Here is a 13,429-nt window from a genome sequence, read left to right on the forward strand (position 1 = left end):
GAGTTTCTCGGTTGTGCCGCGACCGCCGTCCGGCGGACGCGGCACAACCGAGAAACTCAAGGAGATGGCCATGGCCGTCGTCACGATGCGGGAGCTGCTGGAGAGCGGCGTCCACTTCGGTCACCAGACCCGTCGCTGGAACCCGAAGATGAAGCGCTTCATCTTCACCGAGCGCAACGGCATCTACATCATCGACCTGCTCCAGTCGCTGTCGTACATCGACCGCGCCTACGAGTTCGTCAAGGAGACCGTCGCCCACGGCGGCACGGTCATGTTCGTCGGCACGAAGAAGCAGGCGCAGGAGGCCATCGCCGAGCAGGCCACCCGCGTCGGCATGCCCTTCGTCAACCAGCGCTGGCTGGGCGGCATGCTCACCAACTTCTCGACCGTCTACAAGCGTCTGCAGCGCCTCAAGGAGCTTGAGCAGATCGACTTCGAGGACGTCGCGGCCTCCGGTCTGACCAAGAAGGAGCTGCTGGTCCTCTCCCGCGAGAAGGCCAAGCTGGAGAAGACCCTCGGCGGTATCCGCGAGATGCAGAAGGTGCCCAGCGCCGTCTGGATCGTGGACACCAAGAAGGAGCACATCGCCGTTGGTGAGGCCCGGAAGCTGAACATCCCGGTCGTCGCGATCCTCGACACCAACTGCGACCCCGACGAGGTCGACTACAAGATCCCGGGCAACGACGACGCGATCCGCTCCGTCACCCTGCTCACCCGCGTGATCGCCGACGCCGTCGCCGAGGGCCTCATCTCCCGCTCTCGCGTCGCCACCGGTGACAAGGGCGAGAAGGCCGCGTCCGAGCCGCTCGCCGAGTGGGAGCGCGACCTGCTCGAGGGTGAGAAGAAGGACGAGGCTCCGGCTGCCGAGGCCCCCGCCGCCGAGGCCCCTGTCGCCGAGGCCACCGAGGCTCCGGCCGCTGAGGCCCCCGCCGAGGCTCCCGCCGCCGAGGCCGCTCCGGCCGAGGAGAAGGCCGCCGAGGGCGAGCAGGCCTGATCCGCCGCGTCAGCGTTTGACAGCGGGGGCGGCGACATCAACTCCGCCCCCGCTGTTCACCCATAGGTCGGTACGACGTATGCGCTCCAGATCTACCTCTACATGTGGAACGCAGACCGTGCGGATCTGAAGATCTCCCAGACTTCGAGAAAGACTCACTGACTCATGGCGAACTACACCGCCGCCGACGTCAAGAAGCTCCGTGAGCTCACGGGCGCCGGCATGATGGACTGCAAGAAGGCGCTCGACGAGGCCGAGGGCAACGTCGACAAGGCCGTCGAGGCGCTGCGCATCAAGGGCCAGAAGGGCGTCGCCAAGCGCGAGGGCCGCTCCGCCGAGAACGGCGCCGTGGTCTCCATCATCGCCGACGACAACTCCTCCGGCGTCCTGGTCGAGCTGAAGTGCGAGACGGACTTCGTCGCCAAGGGTGACAAGTTCCAGGCCGTGGCCAAGACCATCGCCGAGCACGTCGCCAAGACCTCCCCGGCCGACCTGGAGGCCCTGCTCGCCTCCGAGATCGAGGCCGGCAAGACCGTCCAGGCGTTCGTGGACGAGGCCAACGCCAACCTCGGTGAGAAGATCGTCCTGGACCGCTTCGCGCAGTTCTCCGACGGCTACGTCACCGCTTACATGCACCGCACCATGCCCGACCTGCCCCCGCAGATCGGTGTCCTGGTCGAGCTGGACAAGCCGAACGCCGACGTGGCCAAGGGCATCGCCCAGCACATCGCCGCGTTCGCGCCGAAGTACCTGGCCAAGGAGGACGTCCCGGCCGAGGTCGTCGAGTCCGAGCGTCGCATCGCCGAGGAGACGACCCGCGCCGAGGGCAAGCCCGAGGCCGCGATCGCCAAGATCGTCGAGGGTCGCGTCAACGGCTTCTTCAAGGACGCCACCCTGCTTGGCCAGCCGTACGCGCTGGACAACAAGAAGTCGGTCCAGAAGGTGCTGGACGAGGCCGGTGTCACCCTGAAGCGCTTCACGCGCATCAAGGTCGGCATCTGAGTCCGTACCGCGATCGACGCGCGACCCGCGGAGAAATCCCGATAGGGTCGACAGCAGTCGTCCGCGACCACCGCCACACCCGGGTGTGGGGCGGACGGCAGCAGATCTGACGAGGAGGCCATTGCCGCGTATGGGAGCGAATAGCGACCCCACCGGCAATGGCCTTCTTCGTATGTGCAACACGTGAAAGAGGCGGGATCTCCCATGACCGACAAGGCCCAGAAGAGCGACGACGGCAAAGTACGCGGCCGGTTTCTGCTGAAGCTGTCCGGAGAGGCGTTCTCCGGAGGCGGTGGCCTGGGTGTCGACCCGGACGTGGTGCACAAGATCGCTCGCGAGATCGCGGCCGTCGTACGGGACGGCGCGCAGGTCGCGGTCGTCATCGGCGGCGGTAACTTCTTCCGTGGCGCCGAACTCCAGCAGCGCGGCATGGACCGCGCCCGCTCCGACTACATGGGCATGCTCGGCACCGTGATGAACTGCCTCGCCCTCCAGGACTTCCTGGAGAAGGAGGGCATCGACAGCCGGGTGCAGACCGCCATCACCATGGGCCAGGTCGCCGAGCCGTACATCCCGCTGCGTGCCGTGCGCCACCTGGAGAAGGGCCGTGTGGTCATCTTCGGCGCCGGTATGGGCATGCCCTACTTCTCCACCGACACCACCGCCGCCCAGCGCGCCCTGGAGATCGACGCCGAGGCGCTGCTCATGGGCAAGAACGGGGTGGACGGGGTCTACGACTCCGACCCCAAGACCAACCCCGACGCCGTCAAGTTCGACGCCCTCGGCTACGGCGAGGTCATCACCCGGGACCTGAAGGTCGCCGACGCCACCGCGATCACGCTGTGCCGCGACAACAAGCTCCCGATCCTCGTCTTCGAGCTTCTCGCGGAGGGCAATATCGCCCGTGCCGTCAAGGGTGAGAAGATCGGCACGCTGGTGGGTGACCACGGCAGCCGGCACTGACCGGCACGCCCCCGTCGCCCGGGTACGACACCTGTCCGAGGGACGGACGGGACGCGCCTCGGCCGGGGGATGGACAATGTCCTGCCGGTCGGGAACCGTGCAGGAAGAAGACGCGACGCAGCCGGCCGCCGAACCGCTGAGGAACCGCAGCCGGGCCTTACTCAAGACACGCAGGAGCAAGTGGTGATCGAAGAGACCCTCCTCGAAGCCGAGGAGAAGATGGAGAAGGCCGTCGTGGTCGCCAAGGAGGACTTCGCCGCGATCCGCACCGGCCGTGCGCACCCGGCGATGTTCAACAAGATCGTGGCCGACTACTACGGTGCCCTGACGCCGATCAACCAGCTGGCCTCGTTCTCCGTACCGGAGCCGCGGATGGCGGTCGTGACGCCGTTCGACAAGAGCGCGCTGCGCAACATCGAGCAGGCGATCCGCGACTCCGACCTGGGCGTCAACCCCAGCAATGACGGCAACATCATCCGGGTGGTGTTCCCCGAGCTGACCGAGGAGCGCCGTCGCGACTACATCAAGGTCGCCAAGGGCAAGGCCGAGGACTCCAAGGTCTCCATCCGTTCCGTGCGCCGCAAGGCCAAGGACGCCATCGACAAGATGATCAAGGATGGCGAGACCGGTGAGGACGAGGGCCGCCGTGCGGAGAAGGAGCTGGACGACCTGACGTCGAAGTACGTCGCCCAGGTGGACGAGCTCCTCAAGCACAAGGAAGCGGAGCTGCTCGAAGTCTGATGAGCGACTCTTCCTGGGGGGCGCCGCCACCGGCGGGGCGGACCGGCTACTGGGGGCCCACCGAGGGTGGGCCCGTCCAGGGCGGGGACGCCCCGGCGGGTCCCGCGTACGATGCGCCCGCGGCGCAGCAGACGCGCCCCATGCCCATCGTGCCCGACGTACCCGCGTATGGCGGAGACCAGGACGACACCCGGGGGGCTGCTCGACTGAGCGGCCCCTTGTTCCGGGACGAGCCCCAGCCGCAGTACGGAACACCGCCGCAGTACGGGACACCGCCGCAGTACGGCACCGAGCCCCCCTACGGGGAGCGGCCGTCGTACGAGCAGCAACAGCATCCGCAGCAGCAGCCGTTCGAGCAGCGGCCGCAGTACGGGCAGCAGCCCTACGGGTCGCAGCCGCAGCCCCCGTACGGGACGCCCCAGCCGACCCCGGCTCCGACCCCGAGCCCGATCCAGAATCCGGTACCCATGCCCGACGCCCCGCAGCAGACGCCGGCGCCGCAGAAGAAGAGCGCGGGCCGCGACCTCAGCGCGGCCATAGGCGTCGGCGTGGGCCTCGGCGTGGTGATCATCGCGTCGCTGTTCATCGTCAAGGCCGTGTTCGTCGGTGTGATCGCGGTCGCCGTCGTCGTCGGCCTGTGGGAGCTGACCAGCAGGCTCCAGGAGCGCAAGGAGATCAAGGCGCCGCTCGTGCCGCTCGCGGTCGGTGGCGCGGCGATGGTGGTCGCCGGCTATGTGCGCGGCGCCGAGGGCGCGTGGGTCGCCATGGCCCTCACCGCGCTCGCGGTGCTGGTCTGGCGGATGACGGAGCCGCCGGAGGGCTACCTCAAGGACGTCACGGCCGGTGTCTTCGCGGCGTTCTACGTGCCCTTCCTGGCCACCTTCGTCGCCATGATGCTCACCGCGGACGACGGTCCCTGGCGGGTGCTGACCTTCCTGCTGCTCACCGTGGTCAGCGACACCGGTGCCTATGCCGTCGGCTGGCGCTTCGGCAAGCACAAGCTCGCCCCCCGGATCAGCCCCGGCAAGACCCGCGAGGGCCTGTTCGGCGCGGTGTCGTTCTCGATGGTCGTGGGCGCGCTGTGCATGCAGTTCCTGATCGACGGCGGCCACTGGTGGCAGGGCCTGCTGCTGGGCCTCGCGGTCGCGGCCAGCGCCACCCTGGGTGACCTCGGCGAGTCCATGATCAAGCGCGATCTGGGCATCAAGGACATGGGGACCCTGCTCCCGGGTCACGGCGGCATCATGGACCGGCTGGACTCCCTGCTGCCCACGGCGCCGGTGGTCTGGCTGCTGCTGGTGCTCTTCGTCGGCTCCACCTGACGAAACCCGCCGTCCCGCGCCGTCACGGCCGTACGGGCCCCGTCCTGATCTCCAGGACGGGGCCCGTCGTCGTACGGCCGTCCGCTCGTCCGGCCCCCCAGGTCTCTTCCCTGACGCGCGGGCGCTCACGTTTGGCCACACGATGGTGACAAAGAGCGGCCCGTGGCGTGGCCCCTGGCAGCCCGTGCGCGGCCCCTGGTAGCCCCTGGTAGGGAGAGCGAGAGATGCCCGAAGTCACCACCCCGTACGCGACCGGCACCCCGTGCTGGGTCGACCTGATGGCATCGGACCAGCAGGCCGCGCTGGACTTCTACCGCGATCTGCTCGGCTGGCAGGGGCAGCCGGGACCGGCCGAGTTCGGCGGTTACACGGTCTGCGAGCTGCACGGCAAGGCCGTGGCGGGCCTCGGTCCCAAGCCCCAGGACATGCCGGAGCCGCCGCCCACCGTCTGGACCAGCTATCTGGCGTCCACCGACGCCCAGGCCACCCAGGACGCGATCGTCTCGGCGGGGGGCACCCTGCTCGTCCCGGTGATGGACGTCGGCAGCCTCGGCCGCATGCTGATCGCCGCCGACCCGCAGGGCGCCGTCTTCGGCGTCTGGCAGCCCGGCGAGTTCTCCGGCGCCCAGGTGGTCAACGAGGCCGGCGCGCTGACCTGGAACGAGCTGCACACCAGCGATGTGCCCGGCGCCACCGGCTTCTACGGCGAGGCGTTCGGCATCGAGATCGAGCCCATGGAGGGCGCGGACTCCTACTGGGCGCTGCTGGTCGGCGGCCGCGCGGTCGGCGGCGTCACCCAGCTCGCCAACGACCCGCCCGGCACCCCGGCCCACTGGCTGACCTACTTCGCGGTCGACGACGTCGACTCCACCGTGGACGCACTGGTCAAACGCAACGGCACGGTCCTCGCCCCGCCCTTCGACATGATGGCCGGCCGCATGACCGTGGTCGCCGACCCCCAGGGCGCCCCCTTCACGCTGATCAAACCGAAACCGATGTAGGCGGGACCAGGAACAAGGCCGGCGGCGGACCGAGGACCCCCGCGCTGTGAACGGCGTCACGTCCTGGGCCGTACCGCCGTCCGGCCTGGGCGAACGCATGCCGCGGGTCACCCCAATGGATCTGCGACACTGGTACCACCATGCCCAAGCCCGGAGAACTCACCTTTGTCGCGCCGCGCGGAGCCAAGAAGCCGCCGCGGCATCTCGCCGATCTCTCGCCCGCCGAGCGCAAGGAAGCGGTGGCCGGGATCGGTGAGAAGCCGTTCCGTGCCAAGCAGCTGTCGCAGCACTACTTCGCGCGGTACGCGCACGACCCGGAGCAGTGGACCGACATCCCGGCCGGCGCCCGGGAGAAGCTGCGCGAGGCGCTGTTCCCGGAGCTGATGACGGTCGTCCGGCATCTGGCGACCGACGAGGGCACCACCCGCAAGACGCTGTGGCGGCTGTTCGACGGCACCCTCGTGGAGTCCGTGCTGATGCGGTACCCGGACCGGGTCACCATGTGCATCAGCTCGCAGGCGGGCTGCGGGATGAACTGCCCGTTCTGCGCGACCGGGCAGGCCGGCCTGGACCGCAATCTGTCCACCGCGGAGATCGTCCACCAGATCGTGGACGGCATGCGGGCGCTGCGCGACGGCGAGGTGCCGGGCGGCCCGGCGCGGCTGTCGAACATCGTGTTCATGGGCATGGGCGAGCCGCTCGCCAACTACAAGCGGGTCGTCGGCGCCATCCGCGCGCTCACCGACCCGGCGCCGGACGGCCTCGGTCTGTCCCAGCGCGGTATCACCGTCTCCACCGTCGGGCTGGTGCCGGCCATCCACCGGTTCTCCGACGAGGGCTTCAAGTGCCGCCTGGCGATCTCGCTGCACGCCCCGGACGACGAGCTGCGCGACACCCTCGTCCCCGTGAACACGCGGTGGAAGGTGCGCGAGGTGCTGGACGCCGGGTTCGAGTACGCCGAGAAGAGCGGCCGCCGGCTGTCGATCGAGTACGCCCTCATCCGTGACATCAACGACCAGGCGTGGCGCGGCGACCGGCTCGGCCGGCTGCTGCGCGGCAGGCCCGTGCACGTCAACCTCATCCCGCTGAACCCGACTCCGGGCTCCAAGTGGACGGCCTCGCGGCCCGAGGACGAGAAGGCGTTCGTGGAGGCGATCGCCGCGCACGGTGTGCCGGTGACGATCCGGGACACCCGTGGGCAGGAGATCGACGGAGCCTGTGGTCAGCTCGCCGCCACCGAGCGGTAGTCTGGGCGCGTTCCATCACATCTTCATCATTCAAATAGTCGAGACATCTTCATATTCCGACAGGGGAGCGCCACAGCGCTGAGAGTGCGGCACCAGGCCGCAGACCCTCTGAACCTCGCCCAGGTCATTCTGGGTAGGAAGTTCGGTCACTACTCAAGCTGTTGAGCCCTGTCCGGATCCTCCGGACAGGGCCGCGTTCTTCCTGGCCAACCCCAGGAGGACAACCAAGTGCACAACAAGACCTTCGTGGTCGCGGCGGTCGGGCTCGGCCTGGTCGCGCTGTCCGCGTGCGGCTCGACCCAGGGCCAGGACAAGGCGGACGGCAAGACCGTCACGCTCGTCAGCCATGACTCATGGGCCGTCTCCAAGAGCGTGCTCGCGGACTTCGAGAAGCGCTCCGGGTACAAGGTCCGCGTCCTCAAGGACGGCGACGCCGGACAGGCCGTCAACAAGGCCATCCTGACCAAGGACAACCCCCAGGGCGACGTCCTCTTCGGCGTCGACAACACCCTGCTCTCGCGCGCCCTCGACAACGGGCTGTTCCAGCCGTACACCGCCAAGGGCCTGGACAAGGTCGGCGCCCGATACCAGCTCGACGGCAAGCACCGCGTCACGCCCGTCGACTACGGCGACATCTGCGTCAACTACGACAAGGCGTACTTCAGCGAGCACCACCTCGCCCCGCCGCAGTCCTACGCCGACCTCGCCAAGCCCCAGTACAAGAACCTCCTGGTCACCGAGAACGCGGCCACCGCCTCGCCGGGCCTCGGCTTCCTGCTGGGCAGCGCCGCGCAGTTCGGGGACCACGGCTGGCAGGACTACTGGAAGAAGCTCAAGGCCAACGGCGTCAAGGTCGTCGACGGCTGGGAGCAGGCCTATTACCAGGAGTTCTCCGGCTCCTCGGAGGGCAAGAAGGCCGGCGGCGACCGGCCGCTCGTCGTGTCGTACGCCTCCTCCCCGCCCGCCGAGGTGATCTACGCCAAGAAGCGCCCCGCCACCGCCCCCACCGGCGTGGCGACCGGCACCTGCTTCCGGCAGATCGAGTTCGCCGGGCTGCTGAGCAACGCCAAGAACCCCAAGGGCGCCAAGGCGTTCCTCGACTTCCTGGTCTCCAAGGAGTTCCAGGAGGACATGCCGCTGAACATGTACGTCTACCCGGTCGTGGCCGGTGCCGGGGTGCCCGCCGACTTCACCAAGTACGGCCCGCCGGCCCAGCACCCCGAGACGATGGCCCCCGAGAAGATCGCCGCCGACCGTGATCAGTGGGTCAAGACGTGGACGTCACTCGTACTGAAGTGACCGCCCGCGCGCGGATACGGCGCGGGAGCGCGGCGCGGCTGGGGCTGATGGCCCTGCCCGTCGCGTTCTTCGCCCTGTTCTTCGCCTGGCCGGTCGCCGCGATCGTGGCACGCGGCCTCAAGACCGACGGCGGCTGGCAGTTCGGGCGGATCGCGGACGTGGTCATCCAGCCGGACATCCGGCATGTGCTGTGGTTCACCACCTGGCAGGCGCTCGCCTCCACCGCGCTCACCCTGCTGCTCGCGCTGCCCGCCGCGTTCGTCTTCGCCCGCCTCGACTTCCCCGGCAAACAGGTGCTGCGGGCCGTCGTCACCGTCCCGTTCGTGCTGCCCACCGTCGTCGCGGGCAGCGCCTTCCTCGCGCTCGTCGGCCACGGCGGACTGCTCGACCAGCTGTGGGGCGTACGACTGGACACCACCGTGTGGGCGATCCTGCTCGCGCACGTCTTCTTCAACTACGCGGTCGTCGTACGGACCGTGGGCGGACTGTGGGCACAGCTCGACCCCCGCCAGGAGGAGGCCGCGCGGATGCTCGGCGCCTCACCGTTCGCCGCCTGGCGGAAGGTGACCCTGCCCGCCCTCGGGCCCGCCGTGGCCGCCGCCGCGCTGATGGTGTTCCTGTTCACCTTCACCTCCTTCGGCGTCGTCCAGATCCTCGGCGGCCCCACCTTCTCCACTCTCGAAGTGGAGATCTACCGCCAGACCTCCGAGGTCTTCGACCTGACCACGGCCGCCGTCCTCACCCTCGTCCAGTTCGCCGCCGTCGGCGCGATCCTCGGCGTGCACGCCTGGACGGTACGACGCCGGGAGAGCGCCCTGCGCCTGGTCGACCCCCGGCTCACCGCCCGGCGGCCGCGCGGCGCCGGGCAGCGGGCCCTGCTCGCCGGCGTCCTCGCCACCGTGGCGCTGCTCCTGGTGCTGCCGCTCGCCGTCCTCGTCCGCCGCTCCCTGGACGCCCCCGGCTTCGGCTACTACCGGGCGCTGACCCGCACCGACAGCGGTACGTTCCTGGTGGCGCCGGTGCACGCGGTGTGGACCTCGCTCCAGTACGCCGTCGCCGCCACCGCCATCGCCGTGCTGATCGGCGGCCTCGCCGCCGCCGCGCTGGCCCGCCGGGACGCTGGCCGCCTGGTACGGGGCTTCGACGCGCTGCTGATGCTGCCGCTCGGGGTGTCCGCCGTGACCGTCGGCTTCGGCTTCCTGATCGCGCTCGACAAGCCGCCGCTGGACCTGCGCCAGTCCTGGATCCTGGTGCCGCTCGCCCAGGCCCTGGTCGGCGCCCCCTTCGTGGTCCGCACCATGCTGCCGGTGCTGCGCGCCGTCAACACCCGGCTGCGGGAGGCGGCGGCCGTGCTCGGAGCCTCGCCCTGGCGGGTGTGGCGGGAGATCGATCTCCCGCTGGTGCGGCGGGCGTTGCTGGTCGCGGCTGGCTTCGCGTTCGCCGTCTCGCTCGGCGAGTTCGGTGCGACCGTGTTCATCGCCCGGCCCGACAACCCGACCCTGCCGGTCGCCGTGGCCCGGCTGCTCAGCCGCCCCGGAGACCTCAACTACGGCCAGGCGATGGCCCTTTCGACCATTCTGATGGTGGTGTGCGCCGCCGCCCTGCTCCTCCTGGAGCGGCTGCGCACCGACCGGACAGGGGAGTTCTGATGCTGAGCCTTCAGGGCGCGACCGTGCGCTTCGGCGGGCGGCCCGTGCTGGACGCGGTGGACCTGGAGGTCGCCGAGCATCAGGTGGTGTGCGTGCTCGGGCCCAGCGGCAGCGGCAAGTCCACCCTGCTGCGGGCGGTCGCCGGACTCCAGCCCCTGGACGCCGGGTGGGTGTCGCTCGCCGGGCGGGACCAGGGCGGGGTGCCCGCGCATCAGCGCGGGGTCGGCCTGATGTTCCAGGACCACCAGCTCTTCCCGCAGCGCGACGTCGGCGCCAATGTGGCGTTCGGGCTGCGGATGCACGGCGTGGCGAAGGACGAACGGGACGCCCGGGTGGCCGAGTTGCTGGAACTGGTCGGGCTGCCGGGCGCGGCCCGCCGGGCGGTGGCCGCACTGTCCGGCGGCGAGCAGCAGCGCGTCGCCCTCGCCCGCGCGCTCGCCCCCCGGCCCCGGCTGCTGATGCTGGACGAACCCCTCGGCCAGCTCGACCGCTCGCTGCGTGAACGCCTCGTGGTCGAACTCCGCGAACTCTTCGGGCGGTTGGGTACGACCGTGCTCGCCGTCACCCACGACCAGGGCGAGGCGTTCGCGCTGGCCGACCGGGTGGTGGTGATGCGGGACGGCCGGATCGCCCAGTCCGGGGCGCCACTTGACGTCTGGCGGCGCCCCGCCGACGCGTTCGTGGCCCGCTTCCTCGGCTTCGAGAACGTGGTCCCGGCGACGGTCGCGGGCACGGTCGCCGACAGCCCCTGGGGCAAACTGCCGGTCCCGCAGGACGCCCCGCAGGGTGCCCGGACCCTGCTCGTCCGGCCCGCCGGGGTACGGCTCGTCCCCGCCGACACCGGGCTGACCTGCACCGTTGTCGCCCGCACCTTCAAGGGCACCCATGTCGCCGTCCACCTCCAGCCCGAGGACGGCCCCCGCCTCGAAGCGGCCTGCGCGCTGCGGGACGCGCCGGAGAGCGGGGACACGGTGGGCGCGGAGTTCGACGCGGACGAAATCGTCGTGCTCGACTGATCGCCCGCCTCCTAGGGTGGGCCCATGACCTACCTCGCGCATGAGCGATACTGCGATGAAATCGCCCTCCAAGTAGGGCAGTTGAGGGAACTGATCACCTCCGGCGCGGATCTGTCGGCCACCGTCCCGACCTGCCCGAAGTGGTCACTGGAACAGCTCGTACGGCACATGGGCGGCGCCCTGCGCTGGTCCGGCACGCTGGTGCGGGAGCGGGCCCAGGAGCTGATCCCGACGGCCACGGTCCCGCTCGGCAGCGGCCCCGAGGAGCGGGGCGATCCGGCCGCGCTGGACGCGTGGCTCGCGGAGTGCGGCGAGCTGGTCGTCGGCGCGCTGCGGGAGGCGGGTCCGGGGGCCGGGGTGTGGAGCTGGAGCGGCGTCGCCACCAGCGGTTTCTGGGCACGCCGGATGACCCATGAGATCACCGTCCACCGCGCCGACGCGGCGCTCACCACCGGGGCGCCGTACGAGGTCGCGCCCGACATCGCCGCCGACGCGCTGGACGAGTGGCTGGAGCTGGTGGAGTGGGTGCGGCGCACCGGCGCCCGTGAATGGGCCGCGGATCTGCACGGCCCCGCGCGCACCCTCCATCTGCACGCCACCGACGCCGATCCGGAGTCGAACGCCGAGTGGCTGGTCGAGATGGGCGAGAGCGGGGTCAGCTGGCGGCGCGGCCATGAGAAGGCGACGGTCGCGTTGCGGGGGCCGCTCACGTCGGTGCTGCTCGCCTTCTACCGGCGGCTGCCGCTGGATACGCCGGGGCTCGAAGTCGTAGGAGAGCGTGCGGTGTTGGAGTTCTGGCTGGAGAAGTCGAGCTTCGGATGAGCGCCGCGCGGGACACTTCGGGAGTGCCGGGTGCGGGTCCGTGGGGCTCATTCGCGCAGTTCCCCGCGCCCCTCAGGGGGCTGGTCCTGCCCGACTCAAGGGGCGCGGGGAACTGCGCGATCAGCCACGGACCAGCCGCACCCGGCGATGGAGAAGCACCCCTACGGCGATCCGGCCCTCAATCGGGCCAGCGCCTCCGGAGCCTCCTCGATACCGTCCCGGCGGCACCCGGCAGGAACACCACCCCCGCGGTGGAGCGGGCCAGCAGGCCGTCCTCGCGGATGGCGTTGGCGAAGTACTTGGCGATGTGCGCGGCGAAGGCGTTCGGCGGCTCATGGCCGTAGAACCAGGTCGGGATGCCGATCGAGGCGCCCCCGTCGGGCCAGCGGGCGCGCACCTCGAAGGCGGCCCGCGCCCACTCCGTGACGGACGGCCGGAAGGAGGGCGCCTTGGCGAGCGGCACCAGCGCCTCGTCCAGCATGGTGTCCGCGAACGGGGCGGCGTACGCGCCGAGGTTCGCCGCCTCCATCGCGCCGGGACCGCCACCGGTGGCGACGGTGTACCCGGCGCGGGCGAGCGAGCGGCCGAGCCGCGCGGCACCGGCGTACTCGACCGTGCCCCGGGCCATCGCATGACCGCCCATGACCCCGACCACCCGGCAGCCGTCGAGGACTTCGTCCAGCGCGTCGGAGACGGCGTCGTCATGGATCGCGCGCAGCATCGAGGCGAAGACGTCGCCGTCGGCCGTCGTCCGCCGGAACCAGCCGTAGGCCCGCGCGTCCGGCGTCGCCTCGTACCCCTCCTCCAGCGACGCGAACAGCTCGTCCGGCGTGTACGGGCAGCCCCGGTACGGGGCGAAGGGCAGGCCCGGGACCGGCGGGAACACCAGGGCGCCGGAGGCGCGCACCCGGACGGCGGCCTCGGGGGCCATCGGGCAGCCCAGGAAGACGGCGTCCGTGGTGTCGAGACGGAGCAGCGCGTCGGTACGGCCCGTCAGGTCCACGGCCTGGACGCGGCAGCGGGCGAGCGAGCCGTGCTCGGCGACGGCACGGTCGAACTCGGCGAGCGACTCGATCTCCTGGGCGCGGGCGGCGCGCCGGGGCCGGTCGGGCGGGGTGGGCATCCGCCCATGCTAGGGACCGGACCGGCGCCCGGCCGCGACCGGGGGTACGGCGACGCTCCCCTCAAGCCCTCAAGCGACCCCAGGCTCTCAGCGGCTCAGCGGCTCAGCGGCTCAGCGGCTCAGCGGCTCAGCGGTGCAACGGCGCAGCGGGTCAGCAGCTCAGCGGGTCAGCGGAAAGGCGGCCAGCGCGGCGATCGCCAGGGTGAGCGGTGCGAAGAAGGCCAGCAGGGCGACCGCGCGCAGGGCGGCG

At 70.7% G+C, this 13,429-nt stretch carries 12 protein-coding genes; 11 read left to right on the top strand and 1 reads right to left on the bottom strand.

What is annotated here, in order from left to right:
- Positions 1-70: 70 nt before the first annotated feature.
- From rpsB to CCN72_RS25450, 11 genes are all read left to right on the top strand, one after another.
- Positions 71-994: a 30S ribosomal protein S2 gene (gene rpsB / locus CCN72_RS25400; RefSeq protein WP_085566776.1), complete on the top strand. Its 924-nt coding sequence runs from the start codon at positions 71-73 to the stop codon at positions 992-994.
- 165 nt (positions 995-1,159) lie between these two features.
- A complete protein-coding gene (tsf, locus tag CCN72_RS25405) occupies positions 1,160-1,996 on the top strand; it encodes a translation elongation factor Ts (RefSeq protein ID WP_085566777.1) in 837 nt (278 codons plus the stop codon).
- 204 nt (positions 1,997-2,200) lie between these two features.
- A complete protein-coding gene (pyrH, locus tag CCN72_RS25410) occupies positions 2,201-2,959 on the top strand; it encodes a UMP kinase (RefSeq protein WP_037654543.1) in 759 nt (252 codons plus the stop codon).
- Between the two features lie 183 nt (positions 2,960-3,142).
- Entirely contained in the window at positions 3,143-3,700 is a 558-nt protein-coding gene (gene frr / locus CCN72_RS25415) for a ribosome recycling factor (RefSeq protein ID WP_037654542.1), read from the top strand.
- The gene (locus tag CCN72_RS25420; RefSeq protein WP_086809921.1) at positions 3,700-5,022 is read left to right on the top strand and encodes a phosphatidate cytidylyltransferase; all 1,323 of its coding nucleotides are present in this window, start codon (positions 3,700-3,702) and stop codon (positions 5,020-5,022) included. Before frr ends, CCN72_RS25420 begins: the two co-directional genes overlap by 1 nt.
- A gap of 224 nt (positions 5,023-5,246) precedes the next feature.
- Positions 5,247-6,023 (top strand): VOC family protein, encoded by a 777-nt coding sequence (locus CCN72_RS25425; protein WP_086809923.1) that lies wholly within the window; start codon positions 5,247-5,249, stop codon positions 6,021-6,023.
- Positions 6,024-6,163: 140 nt separating this feature from the next.
- Entirely contained in the window at positions 6,164-7,270 is a 1,107-nt protein-coding gene (rlmN, locus tag CCN72_RS25430; protein ID WP_085566780.1) for a dual-specificity RNA methyltransferase RlmN, read from the top strand.
- Positions 7,271-7,498: 228 nt separating this feature from the next.
- A complete protein-coding gene (locus CCN72_RS25435) occupies positions 7,499-8,569 on the top strand; it encodes a thiamine ABC transporter substrate-binding protein (RefSeq protein ID WP_086809925.1) in 1,071 nt (356 codons plus the stop codon).
- A gap of 47 nt (positions 8,570-8,616) precedes the next feature.
- A complete protein-coding gene (locus tag CCN72_RS25440; protein WP_086809931.1) occupies positions 8,617-10,218 on the top strand; it encodes an ABC transporter permease in 1,602 nt (533 codons plus the stop codon).
- Positions 10,218-11,234, top strand: a complete 1,017-nt coding sequence (locus tag CCN72_RS25445) for an ABC transporter ATP-binding protein (protein WP_086809927.1) — start codon at positions 10,218-10,220, stop codon at positions 11,232-11,234. Before CCN72_RS25440 ends, CCN72_RS25445 begins: the two co-directional genes overlap by 1 nt.
- 24 nt (positions 11,235-11,258) lie before the next feature.
- Positions 11,259-12,056 carry a maleylpyruvate isomerase family mycothiol-dependent enzyme gene (locus CCN72_RS25450; RefSeq protein ID WP_086809929.1) on the top strand — a complete coding sequence of 266 codons (798 nt, stop codon included), beginning with the start codon at positions 11,259-11,261 and terminating at the stop codon, positions 12,054-12,056.
- Between the two features lie 178 nt (positions 12,057-12,234).
- Here the strand turns inward: CCN72_RS25450 and CCN72_RS25455 are convergent, their stop codons facing one another.
- Positions 12,235-13,179, bottom strand: a complete 945-nt coding sequence (locus CCN72_RS25455; RefSeq protein ID WP_158101411.1) for an LOG family protein — start codon at positions 13,177-13,179, stop codon at positions 12,235-12,237.
- Positions 13,180-13,429: the final 250 nt, after the last annotated feature.

Origin of the sequence: Streptomyces murinus, assembly GCF_002154555.1 — a bacterium.
In the GTDB taxonomy this organism is placed as follows: domain Bacteria; phylum Actinomycetota; class Actinomycetes; order Streptomycetales; family Streptomycetaceae; genus Streptomyces; species Streptomyces murinus.

What these genes read in the sequence shown, in the direction of transcription:
- pyrH (WP_037654543.1), top strand. Translation starts at nt 2,201, where the DNA reads ATGACCGACAAGGCCCAGAAGAGCGACGACGGCAAAGTACGCGGCCGG.
- rpsB (WP_085566776.1), top strand. Translation starts at nt 71, where the DNA reads ATGGCCGTCGTCACGATGCGGGAGCTGCTGGAGAGCGGCGTCCACTTC.
- CCN72_RS25440 (WP_086809931.1), top strand. Translation starts at nt 8,617, where the DNA reads ATGGCCCTGCCCGTCGCGTTCTTCGCCCTGTTCTTCGCCTGGCCGGTC.
- tsf (WP_085566777.1), top strand. Translation starts at nt 1,160, where the DNA reads ATGGCGAACTACACCGCCGCCGACGTCAAGAAGCTCCGTGAGCTCACG.
- CCN72_RS25445 (WP_086809927.1), top strand. Translation starts at nt 10,218, where the DNA reads ATGCTGAGCCTTCAGGGCGCGACCGTGCGCTTCGGCGGGCGGCCCGTG.
- CCN72_RS25450 (WP_086809929.1), top strand. Translation starts at nt 11,259, where the DNA reads ATGACCTACCTCGCGCATGAGCGATACTGCGATGAAATCGCCCTCCAA.
- CCN72_RS25420 (WP_086809921.1), top strand. Translation starts at nt 3,700, where the DNA reads ATGAGCGACTCTTCCTGGGGGGCGCCGCCACCGGCGGGGCGGACCGGC.
- rlmN (WP_085566780.1), top strand. Translation starts at nt 6,164, where the DNA reads ATGCCCAAGCCCGGAGAACTCACCTTTGTCGCGCCGCGCGGAGCCAAG.
- CCN72_RS25455 (WP_158101411.1), bottom strand. Translation starts at nt 13,179, where the DNA reads ATGCCCACCCCGCCCGACCGGCCCCGGCGCGCCGCCCGCGCCCAGGAG.
- CCN72_RS25425 (WP_086809923.1), top strand. Translation starts at nt 5,247, where the DNA reads ATGCCCGAAGTCACCACCCCGTACGCGACCGGCACCCCGTGCTGGGTC.